At 67.0% G+C, this 15105-nt stretch carries 14 protein-coding genes and 1 pseudogene; 5 read left to right on the top strand and 10 right to left on the bottom strand.

Features of this window, described 5'->3' with window-relative positions:
- Positions 1 to 32: 32 nt before the first annotated feature.
- The 4 genes from BJF85_RS09895 to BJF85_RS09880 form a co-directional block, all read right to left on the bottom strand.
- A complete protein-coding gene (locus tag BJF85_RS09895) occupies positions 33 to 2357 on the bottom strand; it encodes a cation-translocating P-type ATPase (protein ID WP_075846760.1) in 2325 nt (774 codons plus the stop codon).
- Entirely contained in the window at positions 2347 to 3204 is an 858-nt protein-coding gene (locus tag BJF85_RS09890) for a hypothetical protein (RefSeq protein ID WP_222844501.1), read from the bottom strand. The genes BJF85_RS09895 and BJF85_RS09890 overlap by 11 nt, the downstream gene beginning before the upstream one ends.
- A 157-nt stretch (positions 3205 to 3361) precedes the next feature.
- Positions 3362 to 3571: a heavy-metal-associated domain-containing protein gene (locus tag BJF85_RS09885; RefSeq protein WP_187346895.1), complete on the bottom strand. Its 210-nt coding sequence runs from the start codon at positions 3569 to 3571 to the stop codon at positions 3362 to 3364.
- Positions 3572 to 3631: 60 nt separating this feature from the next.
- Complete coding sequence (locus BJF85_RS09880) at positions 3632 to 5191, bottom strand: MFS transporter (RefSeq protein WP_075846755.1); 1560 nt, start codon at positions 5189 to 5191, stop codon at positions 3632 to 3634.
- Positions 5192 to 5354: 163 nt separating this feature from the next.
- Between BJF85_RS09880 and BJF85_RS09875 the strand changes: the two genes are divergently transcribed.
- Together BJF85_RS09875 and BJF85_RS09870 are read left to right on the top strand one after the other, a co-directional pair.
- Positions 5355 to 6002, top strand: a complete 648-nt coding sequence (locus BJF85_RS09875; RefSeq protein ID WP_075846753.1) for a TetR/AcrR family transcriptional regulator — start codon at positions 5355 to 5357, stop codon at positions 6000 to 6002.
- A complete protein-coding gene (locus BJF85_RS09870; protein WP_075846751.1) occupies positions 6002 to 7171 on the top strand; it encodes an FAD-dependent oxidoreductase in 1170 nt (389 codons plus the stop codon). Before BJF85_RS09875 ends, BJF85_RS09870 begins: the two co-directional genes overlap by 1 nt.
- Before the next feature lie 364 nt (positions 7172 to 7535).
- On the opposite strand, the gene BJF85_RS09865 is transcribed toward BJF85_RS09870, so the two are convergent.
- Entirely contained in the window at positions 7536 to 7958 is a 423-nt protein-coding gene (locus BJF85_RS09865; RefSeq protein WP_369822134.1) for an ArsR/SmtB family transcription factor, read from the bottom strand.
- 158 nt (positions 7959 to 8116) lie between these two features.
- Here BJF85_RS09865 and BJF85_RS09860 point away from each other — a divergent pair, with 158 nt between their 5' ends.
- Complete coding sequence (locus tag BJF85_RS09860) at positions 8117 to 9097, top strand: cation diffusion facilitator family transporter (protein WP_222844500.1); 981 nt, start codon at positions 8117 to 8119, stop codon at positions 9095 to 9097.
- A 307-nt stretch (positions 9098 to 9404) separates the two neighbouring features.
- Here the strand turns inward: BJF85_RS09860 and BJF85_RS29925 are convergent.
- From BJF85_RS29925 to BJF85_RS09845, 3 genes and pseudogenes are all read right to left on the bottom strand, one after another.
- Positions 9405 to 9811: pseudogene (locus tag BJF85_RS29925) on the bottom strand (DUF305 domain-containing protein).
- A 413-nt stretch (positions 9812 to 10224) separates the two neighbouring features.
- Positions 10225 to 11346, bottom strand: coding sequence for a cell wall metabolism sensor histidine kinase WalK (locus tag BJF85_RS09850; protein WP_075846749.1), 1122 nt, complete (start codon positions 11344 to 11346; stop codon positions 10225 to 10227).
- Positions 11343 to 12011, bottom strand: coding sequence for a response regulator transcription factor (locus tag BJF85_RS09845; RefSeq protein ID WP_255375520.1), 669 nt, complete (start codon positions 12009 to 12011; stop codon positions 11343 to 11345). The genes BJF85_RS09850 and BJF85_RS09845 overlap by 4 nt, the downstream gene beginning before the upstream one ends.
- 142 nt (positions 12012 to 12153) lie before the next feature.
- Here BJF85_RS09845 and BJF85_RS09840 point away from each other — a divergent pair, with 142 nt between their 5' ends.
- Together BJF85_RS09840 and BJF85_RS09835 are read left to right on the top strand one after the other, a co-directional pair.
- Positions 12154 to 12777, top strand: coding sequence for a CueP family metal-binding protein (locus BJF85_RS09840; RefSeq protein ID WP_255375519.1), 624 nt, complete (start codon positions 12154 to 12156; stop codon positions 12775 to 12777).
- 223 nt (positions 12778 to 13000) lie between these two features.
- The gene (locus tag BJF85_RS09835) at positions 13001 to 13402 is read left to right on the top strand and encodes a four-helix bundle copper-binding protein (RefSeq protein ID WP_075846745.1); all 402 of its coding nucleotides are present in this window, start codon (positions 13001 to 13003) and stop codon (positions 13400 to 13402) included.
- Between the two features lie 290 nt (positions 13403 to 13692).
- Here BJF85_RS09835 and BJF85_RS28845 read toward each other — a convergent pair whose 3' ends face one another.
- Together BJF85_RS28845 and BJF85_RS09825 are read right to left on the bottom strand one after the other, a co-directional pair.
- Positions 13693 to 13884, bottom strand: a complete 192-nt coding sequence (locus BJF85_RS28845; RefSeq protein WP_222844499.1) for a hypothetical protein — start codon at positions 13882 to 13884, stop codon at positions 13693 to 13695.
- A gap of 599 nt (positions 13885 to 14483) precedes the next feature.
- The gene (locus BJF85_RS09825; protein WP_075846743.1) at positions 14484 to 14891 is read right to left on the bottom strand and encodes a RidA family protein; all 408 of its coding nucleotides are present in this window, start codon (positions 14889 to 14891) and stop codon (positions 14484 to 14486) included.
- Between the last annotated feature and the right edge of the window lie 214 nt (positions 14892 to 15105).

Here is a 15105-nt window from a genome sequence, read left to right as displayed (position 1 = left end):
CCTTTCTCATTGGGTGATGACAGATGGATGGGTCAGGCGGCCACCGGCTCGCGGGCCGGTGCCGGGCCAGCAGGGGCCGGGTCGCTGACATCGTCGGCGCGGGCCTTGAAGGTCCGCAGCCTCAGGCTGTTCGACACGACGAACACCGAAGAGAGGGCCATCGCTGCCCCCGCGAGCATCGGGTTGAGCAGCCCGAAGGCGGCCAGTGGGATCGCGGCGGTGTTGTAGGCGAAGGCCCAGAACAGGTTCGTCTTGATCGTCCGTAGCGTGCGCCGGGCCAGCCGGATCGCATCCGCGGCGGCGCGCAGGTCGCCACGGACCAGGGTGATGTCGGCGGCCTCGATCGCCACATCGGTGCCGGTGCCCATCGCCAGACCGAGATCGGCCTGGGCGAGGGCGGGGGCGTCGTTGACACCGTCGCCGACCATGGCCACGACGTTGCCCTCGTCCTGGAGCCTTGCGACCACGTCGACCTTGTCCTTGGGCATGACTTCGGCGATGACCTGATCGATGCCGACCTCGGCGGCGACCTGCTCGGCCACGGCCTGGTTGTCGCCGGTCAGCAGCACCGGGGTCAGCCCGAGTTCCTTGAACTGGGCGATCGCTTGGGCGCTGGTGGGCTTGATCTGGTCGGAGACGACCAGCACACCGCGTGCGGCGCCATCCCAGGCGATGGCGATCGCGGTCTTGCCTTCGGCCTCGGCGGCCTGTTTCGCGACCCGGAGGTCGTCGCCGAGGTGGATCGACCAGTCTGCCAGCAGCGACTCCCGGCCGGCCAGGACGGCGTGGCCGTCGATGACGCCTTGGACGCCCTTGCCTTCGATGTTCTCGAAGGATTCCGGCGCCGGTAGGTCGCCGACCTCGGTGGTCGCTCCGGTGGCGATGGCTTGGGCGATGGGGTGCTCGGAGTAGTCCTCCAGGCCGCCGGCCAGTCTGAGCAGCTCGTCACGGTCAACCCCGTCAGCGGCGAACACGTCGGTCAGGGTCATCTTCCCTGTTGTGACGGTGCCGGTCTTGTCCAGGACGATCGTGTCGACCTTGCGGGTGGATTCGAGGGTTTCGGGGCCTTTGATGAGCACACCCATCTGTGCGCCGCGCCCGGTGCCGACCAGCAGGGCGGTCGGGGTTGCTAGGCCGAGGGCGCAGGGGCAGGCGATGATCAGCACCGCGACGGCGGCGGTGAAGCCGGCCGACAGGGGAAAGCCGGCGCCGATCCAAGCCCCGAGGGCCGCGACGGCGATGGCGATCGCGATCGGCACGAACACCCCGGAGACACGGTCGGCCAGTCGCTGGATCTCAGCCTTGCCGGACTGGGCGTCCTCGACCATCTTGGCCATCTGTGCCAGCTGGGTATCCGAGCCCACCCGGGTCGCCTTCACCACGAGTCGGCCGCCGGCGTTCACGGTCGCCCCCGTGACAGGGTCGCCCTCTGAGACCTCGACCGGCACGGATTCGCCGGTGAGCATGGAGGCGTCGATCGCGGAGTTGCCGGAGGTGATGGTCCCGTCGGTGGCGATCTTCTCACCAGGTCGGACGACGAACTCGTCGCCCACGGTCAACTCGTCGATGGAGACACGCTCCTCCTTCCCATCGCGCAGCACCGATACTTCCTTTGCCCCCAGTTCCAGCAGGGCGCGAAGTGCGGCACCAGCGCGACGCTTGGAGCGCTTCTCGAAGTAGCGACCCATCAGGATGAACGTGATCACCCCGGCGGCGACTTCGAGGTAGATGTTCCCGAGCCCGTCGGAGCGGGAGATGGTCAGCTCGAAGGAGTGGGTGACGCCGGGCTGGCCGGCGGTGCCGAAGAACAGGGCCACGATCGACCAGATCATCGCCGCGGTCGTGCCCACCGAGATGAGCGTGTCCATCGTGGCCGCACCGTGCTTGAGGTTCATCCATGCGGCCCTGTGGAAGGGCCAGCCGGCCCAGACCACGACAGGGGCGGCCAGGACGAGGGAGGCGAAGCCCCAGTAGTCGAACTGCAAGGCTGGGATCATCGCCATCGCGATCACTGGCACCGCCAGGACCGCGGCGCCGATGAGACGCTGACGTAGGGAACGCAGCTCCCTGTCCTCGGCCGAGTCGCCCTCATCCTCTGAACTGTCGGCGTGGCCCTTGGTACGTGCCGGAAGCGCGGCGGTGTAGCCGGTTTTCTCGACCTCTGCGATCAGGGCCTGCGGGTCCAGGTCGTCGGGGCCGGTGACGCTGGCCTTCTCGGTGGCGTAGTTCACGCTCGCGGTGACACCGTCGAGCTTGTTGAGCTTCTTCTCGATCCGGTTCGCGCAGGAGGCGCATGTCATGCCACCGATCTGCAATTCGATGCCGGCGACCCCGGTGCTGGTTTTCTCAGTGGTCATGGCCTTCTCCTTCCTGCTGCTCGCCACCCGTGCCCGGCTCCTGACCGGGACCCCCACCATCGGAGTGCCCGCCGTCGCTCTCGTCCGAGCCGGTGGCCGTATCGATCACCAGCGGGGCGGTGTGGACCTTGCCGTCAACCTGGAAGTCCAGGTAGAGCAGGTAGCGGCCCTCGGTGGGTGCGGTGGCCTCGAACACGATCTGTGGACCAGACGTCTGGCCGGCCTGCGGCTCGTCCCCGTGGGGGTGGACGTGCAGATAGGCGAGGTCCCCGTCTCGCAGCGCGACGAGGTGTCCGAAGGCGCCCAGGTAGGGTTCCAGCTCGGTGACTGGTTCCCCGGCCCGGGTGATGGTCATGGTCAGCTGCGTGGCCTCGCCCGCAGTGAGATCGCCCTCCACGCTGACGTCGAACCCATCGACGGTGGCCGTGGTGACCTCCTCGGTGGCCGGTGCGGGCTCGTAGTCGCCACCTACCTGCACCGAGGTCGACAAGGTCAGGCCTTCACCGGCGTCCGCGGGAACGAAGTCCGCGAAGATCCGGTAGGACCCGGCCGCCTCCCACTGCCAGGGGATCGTCCAGGCGCCGTTGTCGTTCATCTCGGGATGGACATGGCGAAAGTGCTGGCCGTCGGCGCGAACGGTAATCAGATGCAGTTCCTTTTCGTGCTCCAGCTCGAAGTCGGTCACCGGGCTCCCGTCCGGGCCGGTGATCGTCAGCGACAGGCTTCCCTCGGTACTGGTGTCGGTGGGGGCGGTCACGGCGGTGAGCTGGTGACCGTCCTGCGCGATGCCCAGGCCGAGGGGGGCCGTTTCGCCTGTGTGGCCGCCCTCGTGCCCGGCGGCGTCCATGGTGTCTCCTTCGTCGTGGTGGGTGTTCTGTGCGGTGTCTTCTGCCCAGCTCTGCACGGTCTCCGCGGGGATGACCGTGTTCGCCGTGAATCCAGCCACGGCGAACACGGCCACGAGGACCAGCCCGTACAGGCCCAGCCGTGCAGGTGCCTTCATCTCAGCTCCTGACAGCGGTGTATCCGGCCTCGTCGACCGCCGCGAGGACCGCGGCGTCGTCGACCGGATTGTCGGCGGTCACAGCCAGGCGGCCGGTGGTCGCGCTGACCTCGACGCCCGTGACGCCGGGGATCTCGGAGACCTCGGCGCGGATGGCGATCTCGCAGTGCCCGCAGCTCATGCCGCTCACCTGGTACTCGGTCGTACTCATGATTGAAACTCCTTCACTCGTGTACTACTTGGGCAAGATTATACCCCTAGGGGGTATAGGTCAAAGGTTGGCCATTTCGTCGGCGGCCTGCTGCGCCTCGCCGGTGGGGCGGACGTGGCGCAGACGGGTTGCGGCGATGATCGCGGCGATGCCGGCCACGACGGCAGATACGATTGCGGCCGTGTTCAGCCCGCCGGTGAACGCCTCCTGGGCCGCAGTCACCAATTGTTCACCGAGCGCTCCCGGCACCTCCCTAGCCGAGACCAGCGCGCCATCGATGCTGTTAGCGGCCGCAGCCGCGGCATCAGCGGGCAGCCCGTCCGGGAGCGTTCCCGAAATCTGATTTCGGTAGGCAACCACGCCGACACTGCCGATCAGCGCGACGCCGAGGGAAATGCCGAGATCGTTCACCGTGGTCGCCAGACCTGAGGCGCCACCAGCCTTCTCCGGCGGGACCGAACTCACCACCAAATCGGTGGTCAAGGCCATCGACGGCGCCACACCGGGATAGGTGATGACGAAACTGGCAATCACCAGTGCCAGACCCGTCCCAGCGTCGAGCTGGGTGAACAGGACGTAGCCGACGACCTGGGTAAGCAGGCCGATCGCGATCACATTCCCGGGCCGGAACTTCCGCGCGAACACCGGAGAGAGGGTGGAAATCACGATCAGTACCGCTGCTGCCGGCAGAATCGCGAACCCGGCCTGCAAGGGTGACAGGCCTTGTACCTGCTGGAGGTACTGTGCGAACAGCTGGTAAACACCACCCAGGGCGGCCGCGGAGAGCAGGAAGACTGCGAGAGCCCCGCTGACCGTCTTGTTGCGGAACAGGCGCACGTCCAGCAGCGGTTGCTTCGCGCGCAGCTGCCTGATCACGAACCACAGGCCGATCAGTGCACCAACCACCAGTAGTGCGATCGAGAGGCCCGCCGGTTGCTGTGTGGCGAACCGTTTGATGCCGTAGATGATCGCCAGCAAGGACGCCACCAACAGCAGTGCGCTGAAGAGGTCAAACCGCGCCGTGGGGTCGCGGTGCTCGGGCACGAGGAGTGGCGCACCGATGACCACCAGGGCCATGATCGGGACGGCCACCAGGAACGTGGCCTCCCATCCATACGCCTCCAGCAGCAGGCCGCTGAGCAACGGGCCGAGCGCGACACCAGCTGAAATGCCGCCGGCCCATATCCCGATAGCCACGCCGCGCTGTTTCGCGTCGGAGAACAGCACGAAGATCAACCCGAGCGTTGCGGGCAACATCATCGCGCCGGCCAGACCCAGGATTGCGCGCCAGACGATCATCAGCGACGGCTCGGTCGTCAGCGCGGCCGCGATGGAGACGACTGCGAACAAGACCGCGCCGATCACCATCAGGCGGCGTTTGCCCACCCGGTCTCCGAGCACGCCCATTGCGACCAGGAACCCGGCCATCACGAAGCCGTAGATGTCGAGAATCCACAGCAGCTCCGCGCTCGACGGGTTCAGGTCGGTGGCCAAGTTTGGTGCCGCCAGGAACAGGATCGTCAGCATCATGAACAGCAGGGTGGAGGGGATCACCAGGACCGCAAGACCCCACCACTGCTTGGCGCCGGTCCGTGCTGCCGGTGCGCTCGTGCCGCTCATGTCGCACCCCCCCCGGAGGCGTGTGTGTCGTACTCATAGCGCTCTGCTCCTCTCGTGTGTGTCCGTCGCCGATCCGGCGACGACACCGTAACTCAAGCATCGGTGTACAGGATGTAACAGCTACACTATCTCATACATTCCCATACGACTTGCGAGGTGGACGATGCCGACGAAGAAGGCTCAGGCGACACGGGGCACCCGTCGCGCCCCGGCGACAGCGAACCGCGCGGCCAACCAGCGGGCCGACGCCCAGCGCAACCGGGCGAAGATCCTCGCCGCGACCGTGACGGCGATCCGCAAGAACCCCGACGCCTCGGTCGCCGACATCGCCGCGGAGGCAGGGGTGGGCCGCATGACGCTGTATGGCCACTTCCAGACCCGCGCCGAGCTCATCGAAGAAGCGTTGGTGGACAGCCTTGAACGCGGCGAAGACGTGCTCAAAGAGGTGTCTCTCGACGGCGAGGCCGCAGCGGCGTTTCAGCGCCTGGTTTCGTCCAGCTGGGTGCTCGTCGACCAGTCCGGTGCTTTGTTGGCGGCCGCGCAGAAAGAACTTCCCGCAGCCCGCATCCGCGAGCTGCACGAGAAGGCCGAGGCGCGCATGCGCACCCTGCTGCTCCGGGGCCAGCGTGAGGGCGCGTTCCGCAACGACCTCCCCGTGACCTGGCTGCTCACCACGACCCACGTGGTGATGAACGGCGCAGCAGAGGAAGTCCGAGCAGGACGCCTCGACCCCGATGACGCACCCTGGTTCATCGACGCAATCCTGCTGCCAGCCTTCACCCAGGTCGCAAAAGAGACGGAGGACGCCTGATGACCTCGACAGTCGGAATCATCGGCGCCGGCGCAGCCGGAACCGCCGCCACGAAAGCCCTGCACGCTTCGGGCGTCGACGTCGAACTGTTCACCCGAACCGGCGAACAGCCTTCCAACCGGACCCTGGTCAACAAGGGCGTGGCCATCGGGCTACTGGAACCCCACCAGGCAGCGCTTCCCGATGGTGGGGTCGTGCCTACTGCCGATACCGTACGCGCCATCGACCCGCGAACCCGAGAGGTTCGTCTCGACTCCGGCGAGAGGCGAGCCTTCGACGCGCTCGTCATCGCCAGCGGAAGCCGGCCTCGCATCCTTGATGAGGAGATCATCGGCCGCGACGAGGCCGTGCGTACAGGTCGCCTGACCACTCTGCATTCGATGGCCGACGGCGTCCGTGTACGTGACCGCCTAGCCCACGCCTCCCCGGCGCGGGTGCTGATCCTCGGTGGCGGCCTGGTCGCTTCGGAGACCGCGTCACTGCTCACCGATGCGGGCCACGACACCGCCCTCATCGCCCGCTCACTCGTACCGGGCGCGAGCGCGATCGGCGAACCCGCCGCCCGGCGGCTGCTCGACCTGCATCAGCCCCAGCACGCCGCCTACCTCGGCCGAAGCGCGCGTTCGATCCGCACTCACTCCGATCGCGTCGCCGTCGTCCTCGACGATGGCACTCGCGTAGAAGGCGATCTCGCGATCGTCGCTCACGGCACCGCGCCTACCGCGCCGGCTCCCTGGACCGGACCCGAGGGCATACCTGTCGACAGTCACCTACGGTCTCTGCATGCCCCGGACCGGCGCATTTACGCCGCCGGAGGCGTGGCGGTGCACCACTATCCCGGGCACAGCGCTTATCGGATCGACCACTGGGACGATTCGACCGCCCAGGGAGCGCACGCCGCGCAGGCGCTGCTGCACGATCTCGGCATGGCCGCTGACCCCCGCACATACCTGCCGGTCTCCACTTTCTCCGTGCGCATCCACGGGCACACCCTCATTGGTGCCGGCCACCCCGCGCTCGGCACAAGCACACGTATCGTCTCGGCCGATCCGCTGCTGGTCGTCCATCAACTTGGCGAAGTTCCCGTCGCACTTACCGGGATCGACGCGACCCGCCTCGTTCACGAGTATCTTCCCGAGCTGCACGCACAGGTGGCGGCACGGCGGTGACCAAAAGTTGGCAACGATTGTGAACACTGGATGATCGGAGTTCCTGATCCAGTGTTTCTCCGCCCCGCGATGAGTCCGAGGCCAAGGGCGTCCGGAACAGTATCCTCGCGGTGGGCGAGGATGAAGACGCGGAGGGGATGGTCAGCTGCTTGCGAGCCAGCGTTGAGCGTCCTGCTGGTTCGCGAACACAACAGAGTCCCCTTCGCTGCCCTCGGGCACAACGCAGGTGCAGCCATCCACCAGTGGAGGGACACGCTGTTCACGTAGCGAGGTGGCGATGCCGTTCGCGAGTCCGAGCGGATCGTCGAAGCCGCGGTGTCGGAGCCTCCAGCGACACCTGGCCGCGAGGACCGAGTTCGGCACCCTATGGCTTCCTTGGCTCTCGGCGCGAGGTCGTCAATTGAGGATCGCGCGAAGCGCCGGGATCTGCGGTGCGAGTGCCGTAGCTGTGGGGGTCCTCTCCGGCGGCAGCCCCGGTGACGTGCTCGGCGTGGGAAAGGGCCTCGGCGAGAAGGCGATGCACGTGCGAGTCCGTAGCGGAGTAGTACGCGAACGTGCCTTCACGTCGGCTCTCCACCAGACCCGCAAGGCGTAACTTGGACAGATGCTGGCTCACCGCCGTTGGCGCGGCGCCAACGAGTTCGGCCAAGACATTGACGCTGGACTCGCCCTCAAACAGCGCCCACAGGATCTTTACCCGGGTGGGATCGGAGAGCATACGGAAAGTCTCCGTGGCGATCCCGGCGTGCTCATCGTCGGGCACAGGACGTACAGGCTCATCATGCACCGTGTCAGTATATCGCAACCTTGTTACCTGCGTAGGTGCGTAGGTACGATGGAAGGGTGGAACCGATATACGACGCCGATGACCATGGCCGAGGGCGTCGCCAGCCTCATGACGACGACGGCGTTCACGAACTCCGCCACCCGCACGTTCACGGTGGAGTGTGGGTCCGGGTCAAGCACGCCCTGGTACCGCACAGCCATGACCACACCGAGGCGATCCAGACCGCCGATGAGGCGACATCGGTGGGAATCCGCGCCGCCTGGATCAGTCTCGCCGGGATGGGCGCCACGGCGCTGCTACAGATCGTCATCGTGTGGCTCAGCGGATCGGTTGCTCTGCTGGCCGACACTCTGCACAACCTCGGGCATCTGGCCACAACGATCCCGTTGATCATCGCCTTCCGCCTCGGCCGCCGCGCCCCCACGCGGCGCTACAGCTATGGGTTCCGCCGGGCCGAGGACCTCGTTGGCCTCCTGATCGGTGCGGTGATCGCGCTCTCCGCCGGGCTCATCGTGTGGGAGTCGTTCCAGGCGCTGGCGACCCAGCGGGACATGACCCACCTCGGCTGGGTGCTCGCCGCTTCCCTCGTCGGGGCGGCCGGCAACGAAATCGTGGCCATCTATCGCATCCGGGCCGGGCGACGCATCGGCTCGGCGGCTCTCATCGCCGAGGGCCAGCACGCCCGCACCGATGCCTTGACCTCACTGGCGGTCGTCATCGGGGTCACTGGCGCCTGGGTGGGCGTGCCGTGGGTGGACCCGGTCATCGGCTTGGTCATCGCCGTCGTCATCGTGGCCGTGCTCATCAGCTCGATGCGCACGGTGGTGCGGCGGCTCATGGACGGCATCGATGCCGGCACCTTGGACCTGGTGGAGGCCACCGCGGCTGAGGTGTCGGGGGTCGTGTCGGTGGACCGGGCACGCGCCCGGTGGATCGGCCACCGCCTCGAAACCGATCTGGACATCGCGGTCGACCCCGCCCTGACCGTCGCGGCCAGTCACGGCATCGCCCACGGCGTCCATGACCGGCTGCGCCGACACGTCCCCCACCTGGATTGGGCCTCCGTGCACGTCAATCCGGCAAAGATGGCCCAGACACCGGATCAAGACACGGGCGCGCCCCCGCCCGCCAAGGGTTGACCCGCAGCTGGCACGCAACCGTGAGCGCACACGATTCGAGAGTATGCCGGAGCGAAACCTGATCCCACAGAACCGCTTCACCCCAAAGCTTGGACAAGAACGGACCCCGTCCTGCTGAGGGATCAACGCCTCGTGTCCATTGCACAGGGCTACGCCCGCGCCCAGTGGAACCTTCGACCCGGTGGCCCAGACTCCGCTGGGTTTACTGCGGAGGTCAGACGGTGGGGCGCTGCATTCGGCAGGCTCTTCGCTGATCTCTGGCTCAGCACCGACTTTCGCCGGGCAATCGGCTTCGAGCGCCACTCCTTCACAGGGTGGCGAGCAAGTCTTCCATCTCGCTGATCTCGGCTTGCTGGTCGTCGATGATCTGCTGCGCCAGCTCAAGCGCCTGGGGATTCTCTCCGTCATCTAGCTGGGTCTGGGCCATCTCGACCGCGCCTGGTGGTGGGCGATCATCAGTTCCAGGAAGCGTCGATCGAACTCGGTGCCGGACAGGCCTTCGAGTTCGGCCATGGCCTCTTCCTGGCTCATTCCCTCCATGTCCATCCCGCCATGGTCCGTATGGTCCATGCCATCCATCGGCATGGTGTCCTCACCCCACGCTTCCAGCCAGGAGGTCATCTGCTCGATCTCCGGTCCCTGGGCCGCAGAAATACCCTCGGCCAGGGGCCGGACCTCCTCCGAGGCGGCCTTCTCAACGGCCAGGTCGGCCATCTCGATGGCGCCCTCATGGTGGACGATCATCATCTGGGCGAACATGGTGTCGGCATCGTTGTGCGCCTGGTCGACCTGCCCGTCCGATGTTGTCGTCCCGGGAGTAGAGGTCGTCGTCTCGGAGGTGGCCGCCCCCGGAGTTTGGGCCGGGCCGGCGTCCTCGGTGGTGCCTCCGCACGCCGCGAGGGTCAGTGCCAGGGCAACGGCAGCGCCGATGGCGGGCAGTGTCTTCTTCTGCACAAGCAGTGTCCTCTCCAAGAACTCCATCACGTCATGAGGGCATGATCCACGCGCCGGTCACTGACCGCTCACGTCACGCGGTCGCCGGGCATGGTGGGACCTGCCCAGAATCAGTTAACGATATCAGCCCGCCCGGCTCCTAACCGACGCGGCCATCTTCATCGACTCTTCATCTACCTCGTGCCGTCAACCCGCGCGGCAGAGACTCTGACGGTGAATGTCGACCCGGCCCCGGGACCGGCGCTGGTGGCGGTCACGGTGCCGCCGTGAGCGCGGGTGATGGCCCGCGCGATCGCCAAGCCCACCCCGGAACCACCGTGAGCGCGGTCGCGGGCGGTGTCGACCCGATAGAACCGGTCGAACAGGTGGGGCAGGTGCTCAGCCGCGATGCCCTCACCGTCGTCGCGGACTTGCACACTCAGCCAGGGGCCGTCTCGGTCTGCGGCCAGCTCGACGTGCCCGCCGGCAGGGGTGTGCCGCAAGGCGTTATCGAGCAGATTGGTCAGGACCTGCCCGAGCCGGTCGGGGTCGACCTCCACCATTGCGTGGGCTGCTGCCGGTGAGACCTCGACGGTCAGTGCCACGCCGCGTTCCCGGTAACGGCTCTCGGCCTGCGCCCGGGCGGTGCTGAGCAGATCGGTGACGGCCACCCGGGTCCGGCGCATGGTCAGCCGGCCCTCCTCGGCGGTGGTCACCAGCGCGATGTCCTCTCCGAGCCGGGCCAGGCGGGTGACCTGGTCGCGCAGCAGGGTCACGGTTTCCTCATCGGCGTCGTGGACGCCGTCGGCAATGGCCTGGAGGTATCCGTCGAGGATGGCCAAGGGGGTGCGTATCTCGTGTGCGAGGTTGCCGAGCATCCGGGTGCGGGTGGCCTCGACCTCGGCCAGGTCGGTGGCCGTGGTGTTCAGCGCCTCGGCCAGTTCATCGAGCTCCCGGCCCATGCCCACATGTGGGACCCGAACCGAGTGCTCTCCCGAGGCCACCGCCCGGGCGGCGGTGGTAGCCGCCGTCAAAGAGACCGTCACCCGGCGGGTGAGGAACAGGCTCACCGCAACCGACGCCACCAGCGCCGCCAGCAGGGCCAAGGAGAGGGACAATGTGGAGGCGTCGCGGAAGGCCCACTCGGCGTGATAGACCACCGGCTCATCCGCTGCCTGGCCGGCGACCATGTGCTCGTGGAAGATCCGCGGGCCGAGGCTCGCGGCGACCAGCCACGCCGTGCCGGCACCGACCAGCACCACCGCGACGGTGGCCAGCAGCAGTCGAGTGCCCAGCCCCCACCGCTGCGCCTTCACCGCCCGGCGCCCATCCGATAACCGACCCCGCGCACCGTCTTGATGAACACCGGATCGGCCGCGTCGTCTCCCAGCTTGCGGCGCACGTGGCCGATGTGGACATCGACCAGGTGGTCATCGCCCACCCAGTCCGGCCCCCACACCTCCTCGATCAGCTCCCGGCGGGTGAACACCACCTGCGCCCGCGTGGCCAGGGCGGCGAGCACGTCGAACTCGATACGGGTCAGGTCCACCGGCGCACCGTCTACGTGCACCTCCCGCCCGGCCACATCCACCCTCAGCGCGCCGACCTCGATCACCGGCTCGTCGGCCTGCCGGGGGCGGCGCAGCATCACCCGGACCCGGGCCACCAACTCCTTAGGACTGAACGGCTTGATCACATAGTCATCCGCCCCGACCAGCAAGCCCTTGAGTCGGTCGGGCTCCTGCACCCGGGCGGTAAGCATGACGATGTAACAGTCCGAGAATGCCCGCACCGCCCGGCACACCTCGATCCCGTCCATCCCGGGCAGCCCCAGGTCCAGCACCACCACGGCGGGGTTCCACCGCCGCACCAACTCCACCGCCATCAGGCCATCGGCGACGCTTTCGACCGCGAACCCGTCGCGTTCGAGGTAGGCGCTCACCAGCCGCGCCAACGGCGCCTCGTCATCGACCACCAGCACCCGAGGCAGCTGGCGATCAGTAGTCATCACCGTCATGCCTCCATTGTCCAAGAACGGCACCCCACCCAGTGCCAGGTAGCCTCAATGCGACAGACAGAGGGAGCGCTGGGGACGATGCAGGACCAAGGGCCTGGGCGGGTAGATGGTTCCGATACGGCAGAATAGGGCGGGTGAGACGCCACCTGATCGCAGCGGCCGCCGCGCTCCTTCTGACCCTTGCCGGCTGCTCCAGCACCGCACCCGAGGCCGACCAGGCGCCGGCCAGCACACCTGTCATCACCACCGATCAGGCCGATTTCTTTGCCGCACACGACCTGGACGGCATGGACGGAACCCAGATCGTCGACCACCTCGACCGGGTACCCGTAACCGAGCGTCCGACCGACCTCATGGCCTCCGTGCGCGCGGACCAGCTTGTCCTCGCCGACGGCAGCGGGAGATCGCGGTCCCACTGGGCGAGGACCGGTTCTACCTGTCCGTTGCCCCCTACGTCGATGAGACCCATGAGTGCTACTACCACTCCCTGACCACCTGCCGCGGCGAGCTGGCCAACGAGGACATCGGCGTGCGCATCATCGACGAGACCGGCGAGGTCCTCGTCGATGAGCAGGTGACCACATTCGACAACGGCTTCGTCGGCTTCTGGCTCCCGCGCGACATCGAGGGCACCATCGAGGTCACCCACGACGGGCGCACCGGCCAGAGCAACTTCTCCACCAGCAAAGAGGGGGCCACCTGCCTCACCACCCTCCAACTCGGAACGTGAGGGGAGGGGACGATCTAGTCTGCCGCGATATCAGGCAGCCGTGAGGATGCGCCGCAGGCAGAACAGCCCGGACAGGCGCCCGAGGGCGGCTCTACCGCGCGGGTCGACCTTTCTTCATGGAACCTTCATGGGTTTACCCGCCGTGACGCCGTAGCGTCGGAAGGGCACCTGCGACGCCGCGGCACGCTTCGGCGTCGCACCCGACCAGACAAGGGAGCAAGCCATGAAGACCGCCGAGATGATGAACACCTACCCCGCGGAGATCAACCTCGACCGAGACCTACTCGCCCGCACCGTCGACACCCTGGTGGCGTGCGCCCAGGCATGTACCGCCTGCGCCGATGCCTGCCTGAGCGAGGAGATGGTGGCCGAGCTGCGCAAGTGCATCCGCACCAACCTCGACTGCGCCGACATCTGCTCCACCACCGCCCGCGTCCTGTCCCGACACACCGGCTACGACGCCAACCTCACCCGAGCCCAACTCCAGGCCTGCGCCCAGGCATGCAAGTCCTGCGGCGACGAGTGCGAGCAGCACGCCGGCCACCACGAACACTGCCGCGTCTGCGCTGAAGCCTGCCGGGCCTGCGAACAAGCCTGCAACGAACTCCTCGCGGCGATCGCATAACCCCTCGCCATCGCCCGCTCGCCGCCCCCATACGGTTCGGAGTAGCGGGCGGGCCTGCGTGACGAATGGCGGGCATCCCGAGGCGCCGACGGCGTATTTGCTCCTGGCAACATGCGCGATCGGGAGGCGGACACGCTCGTCAGCTCCGGCTCCTCCGTGGTCGTATCAACTCAGTCCTCCTGTCGGCGAGAGGCCCGTTGCTCATACATCACCAGCCTTCCCTCGCGTCCAGAGGCTGTGGGCCCGTGTGGTTCTCTCCTCGGGACGTGTGAGCCAACGCGTTGCCGCCGCTAGTTCAATAGATTTCTTGTGTCCTCGTCGGGCGCAACCTTGCGCAACCGAATGGCAACAGCGCTGGTCAAAGCAGCAATGACTGCTGCCGCAGAGTTCGGAATAGCCAAGGCGGTGTCACCGGACGCAATCCCGTAGCTGACCCACAGGCAGAACCCCGGCAACAGAAGCACCAGGTAGCCGATGGACACGTCGTCCGAGGAGCGTCGACCCAGCTCCTGCCTAGTTGGAGCAGTGGGGCGAGGGCCATGACCACGCCCCAAGAAGCGGCGGCCACGGCGAGAACAGTGGTGGGCATGGACACTCCAATCGCGAAGCGCTCATGCCATGGGACGACGCCCTCCCAGTGGAAAGGGGGCGCACGCGCCGTCGAGACGAACTCGTATCAACTTGACCCCTTCCACCGTGAGAGGTCCGCGACGCTCAGGACGGAGGAACGGCCCCGCCGGCTGCCACCCCGCCGACCACACTTCGGTCCTGGCGACGAATAGGCGAACCTCGCCGAGGAGTGGTCCTCTCGCCTCGGATGTTCAGACCCCTTCTTCGAGCCGCCACACCTCTTGCAGATCGAGGGCGAGCATTTCCGCGACATGTGACACGGCCACTTTTCTGCTTTGCCGTCGTCGGTCGCGACGTTCTCTGACGGGGCATCGCCGCACCCGTCCTCGCCAACCCCGTCGGAATCACCGACACTACCCGCGACCCGCTGAGACCGGCTCGCGATCCGCGATTCGTCAAGTTACGTCGCCTCGTGTGAAAGCCTGACCGGCGAGCAAGATGGTCGACACTGTCAGTCGACGACGGCGGCAACCGCTTCGAGTTCGACTAGCTGATCGTCGTATCCCAGCACCGTGACTCCCATCAGCGTGCTCGGCACGTCATGGTCTCCGAACGCATCGCGCACTACTTCCCACGCTGCAACGAGATCAGCCTGCGTCGACGAGGCACCGAGCACACGCGTCCTGATCACGTCCTCGATCGTCGCCCCGGCGGCAGCCAGAGCGCGCCGCATCGTCTCAGTGCACGCAGCCGCCTGCCCCGCATAGTTACCGACCGCTACGGTCTTCCCAGCCTGGTCCAATGGGCATGACCCGGCCAGGAAGATCAACCGAGCGTCCCTCGGTGCGGTTGCGGCGTACGCATACTCGGCGACATCGGACAGGGTCGAGGCCCGGATCAACTGTACAGAACTCGGCATGTCCCAATCCTCTCAGCCTGTCTGTGGGCGTGGCAAAGTCTCCGCAGTCGACGTCCCGCATGATGCCCGCACGCAGCTCGGTAACGCATATCCGCCCACAGGCTCTGTCGTTGTCTGCGCGCTCCGCAAGACCCGCCCGGATGGTCGGGAGGGGTCGTACAGGGTGTTGCGGTCGAGCGTTGCATGCGGCACAGGCAGCGCACATATACCAGGA

The organism is Saccharomonospora sp. CUA-673 (assembly GCF_001942305.1).
In the GTDB taxonomy this organism is placed as follows: domain Bacteria; phylum Actinomycetota; class Actinomycetes; order Mycobacteriales; family Pseudonocardiaceae; genus Prauserella.
Note: the sequence above shows the minus strand (reverse complement) of the source record. Positions and strands in the feature narration are given on the sequence as shown.

Excerpts from the sequence above, each read along its gene's own strand:
- BJF85_RS09895 (WP_075846760.1), bottom strand. The coding sequence starts at position 2,357 with ATGACCACTGAGAAAACCAGCACCGGGGTCGCCGGCATCGAATTGCAG.
- BJF85_RS09890 (WP_222844501.1), bottom strand. The coding sequence starts at position 3,204 with ATGGACGCCGCCGGGCACGAGGGCGGCCACACAGGCGAAACGGCCCCC.
- BJF85_RS09885 (WP_187346895.1), bottom strand. The coding sequence starts at position 3,571 with ATGAGTACGACCGAGTACCAGGTGAGCGGCATGAGCTGCGGGCACTGC.
- BJF85_RS09880 (WP_075846755.1), bottom strand. The coding sequence starts at position 5,191 with ATGAGCGGCACGAGCGCACCGGCAGCACGGACCGGCGCCAAGCAGTGG.
- BJF85_RS09875 (WP_075846753.1), top strand. The coding sequence starts at position 5,355 with ATGCCGACGAAGAAGGCTCAGGCGACACGGGGCACCCGTCGCGCCCCG.
- BJF85_RS09870 (WP_075846751.1), top strand. The coding sequence starts at position 6,002 with ATGACCTCGACAGTCGGAATCATCGGCGCCGGCGCAGCCGGAACCGCC.
- BJF85_RS09840 (WP_255375519.1), top strand. The coding sequence starts at position 12,154 with ATGGTTCCGATACGGCAGAATAGGGCGGGTGAGACGCCACCTGATCGC.
- BJF85_RS09835 (WP_075846745.1), top strand. The coding sequence starts at position 13,001 with ATGAAGACCGCCGAGATGATGAACACCTACCCCGCGGAGATCAACCTC.
- BJF85_RS09825 (WP_075846743.1), bottom strand. The coding sequence starts at position 14,891 with ATGCCGAGTTCTGTACAGTTGATCCGGGCCTCGACCCTGTCCGATGTC.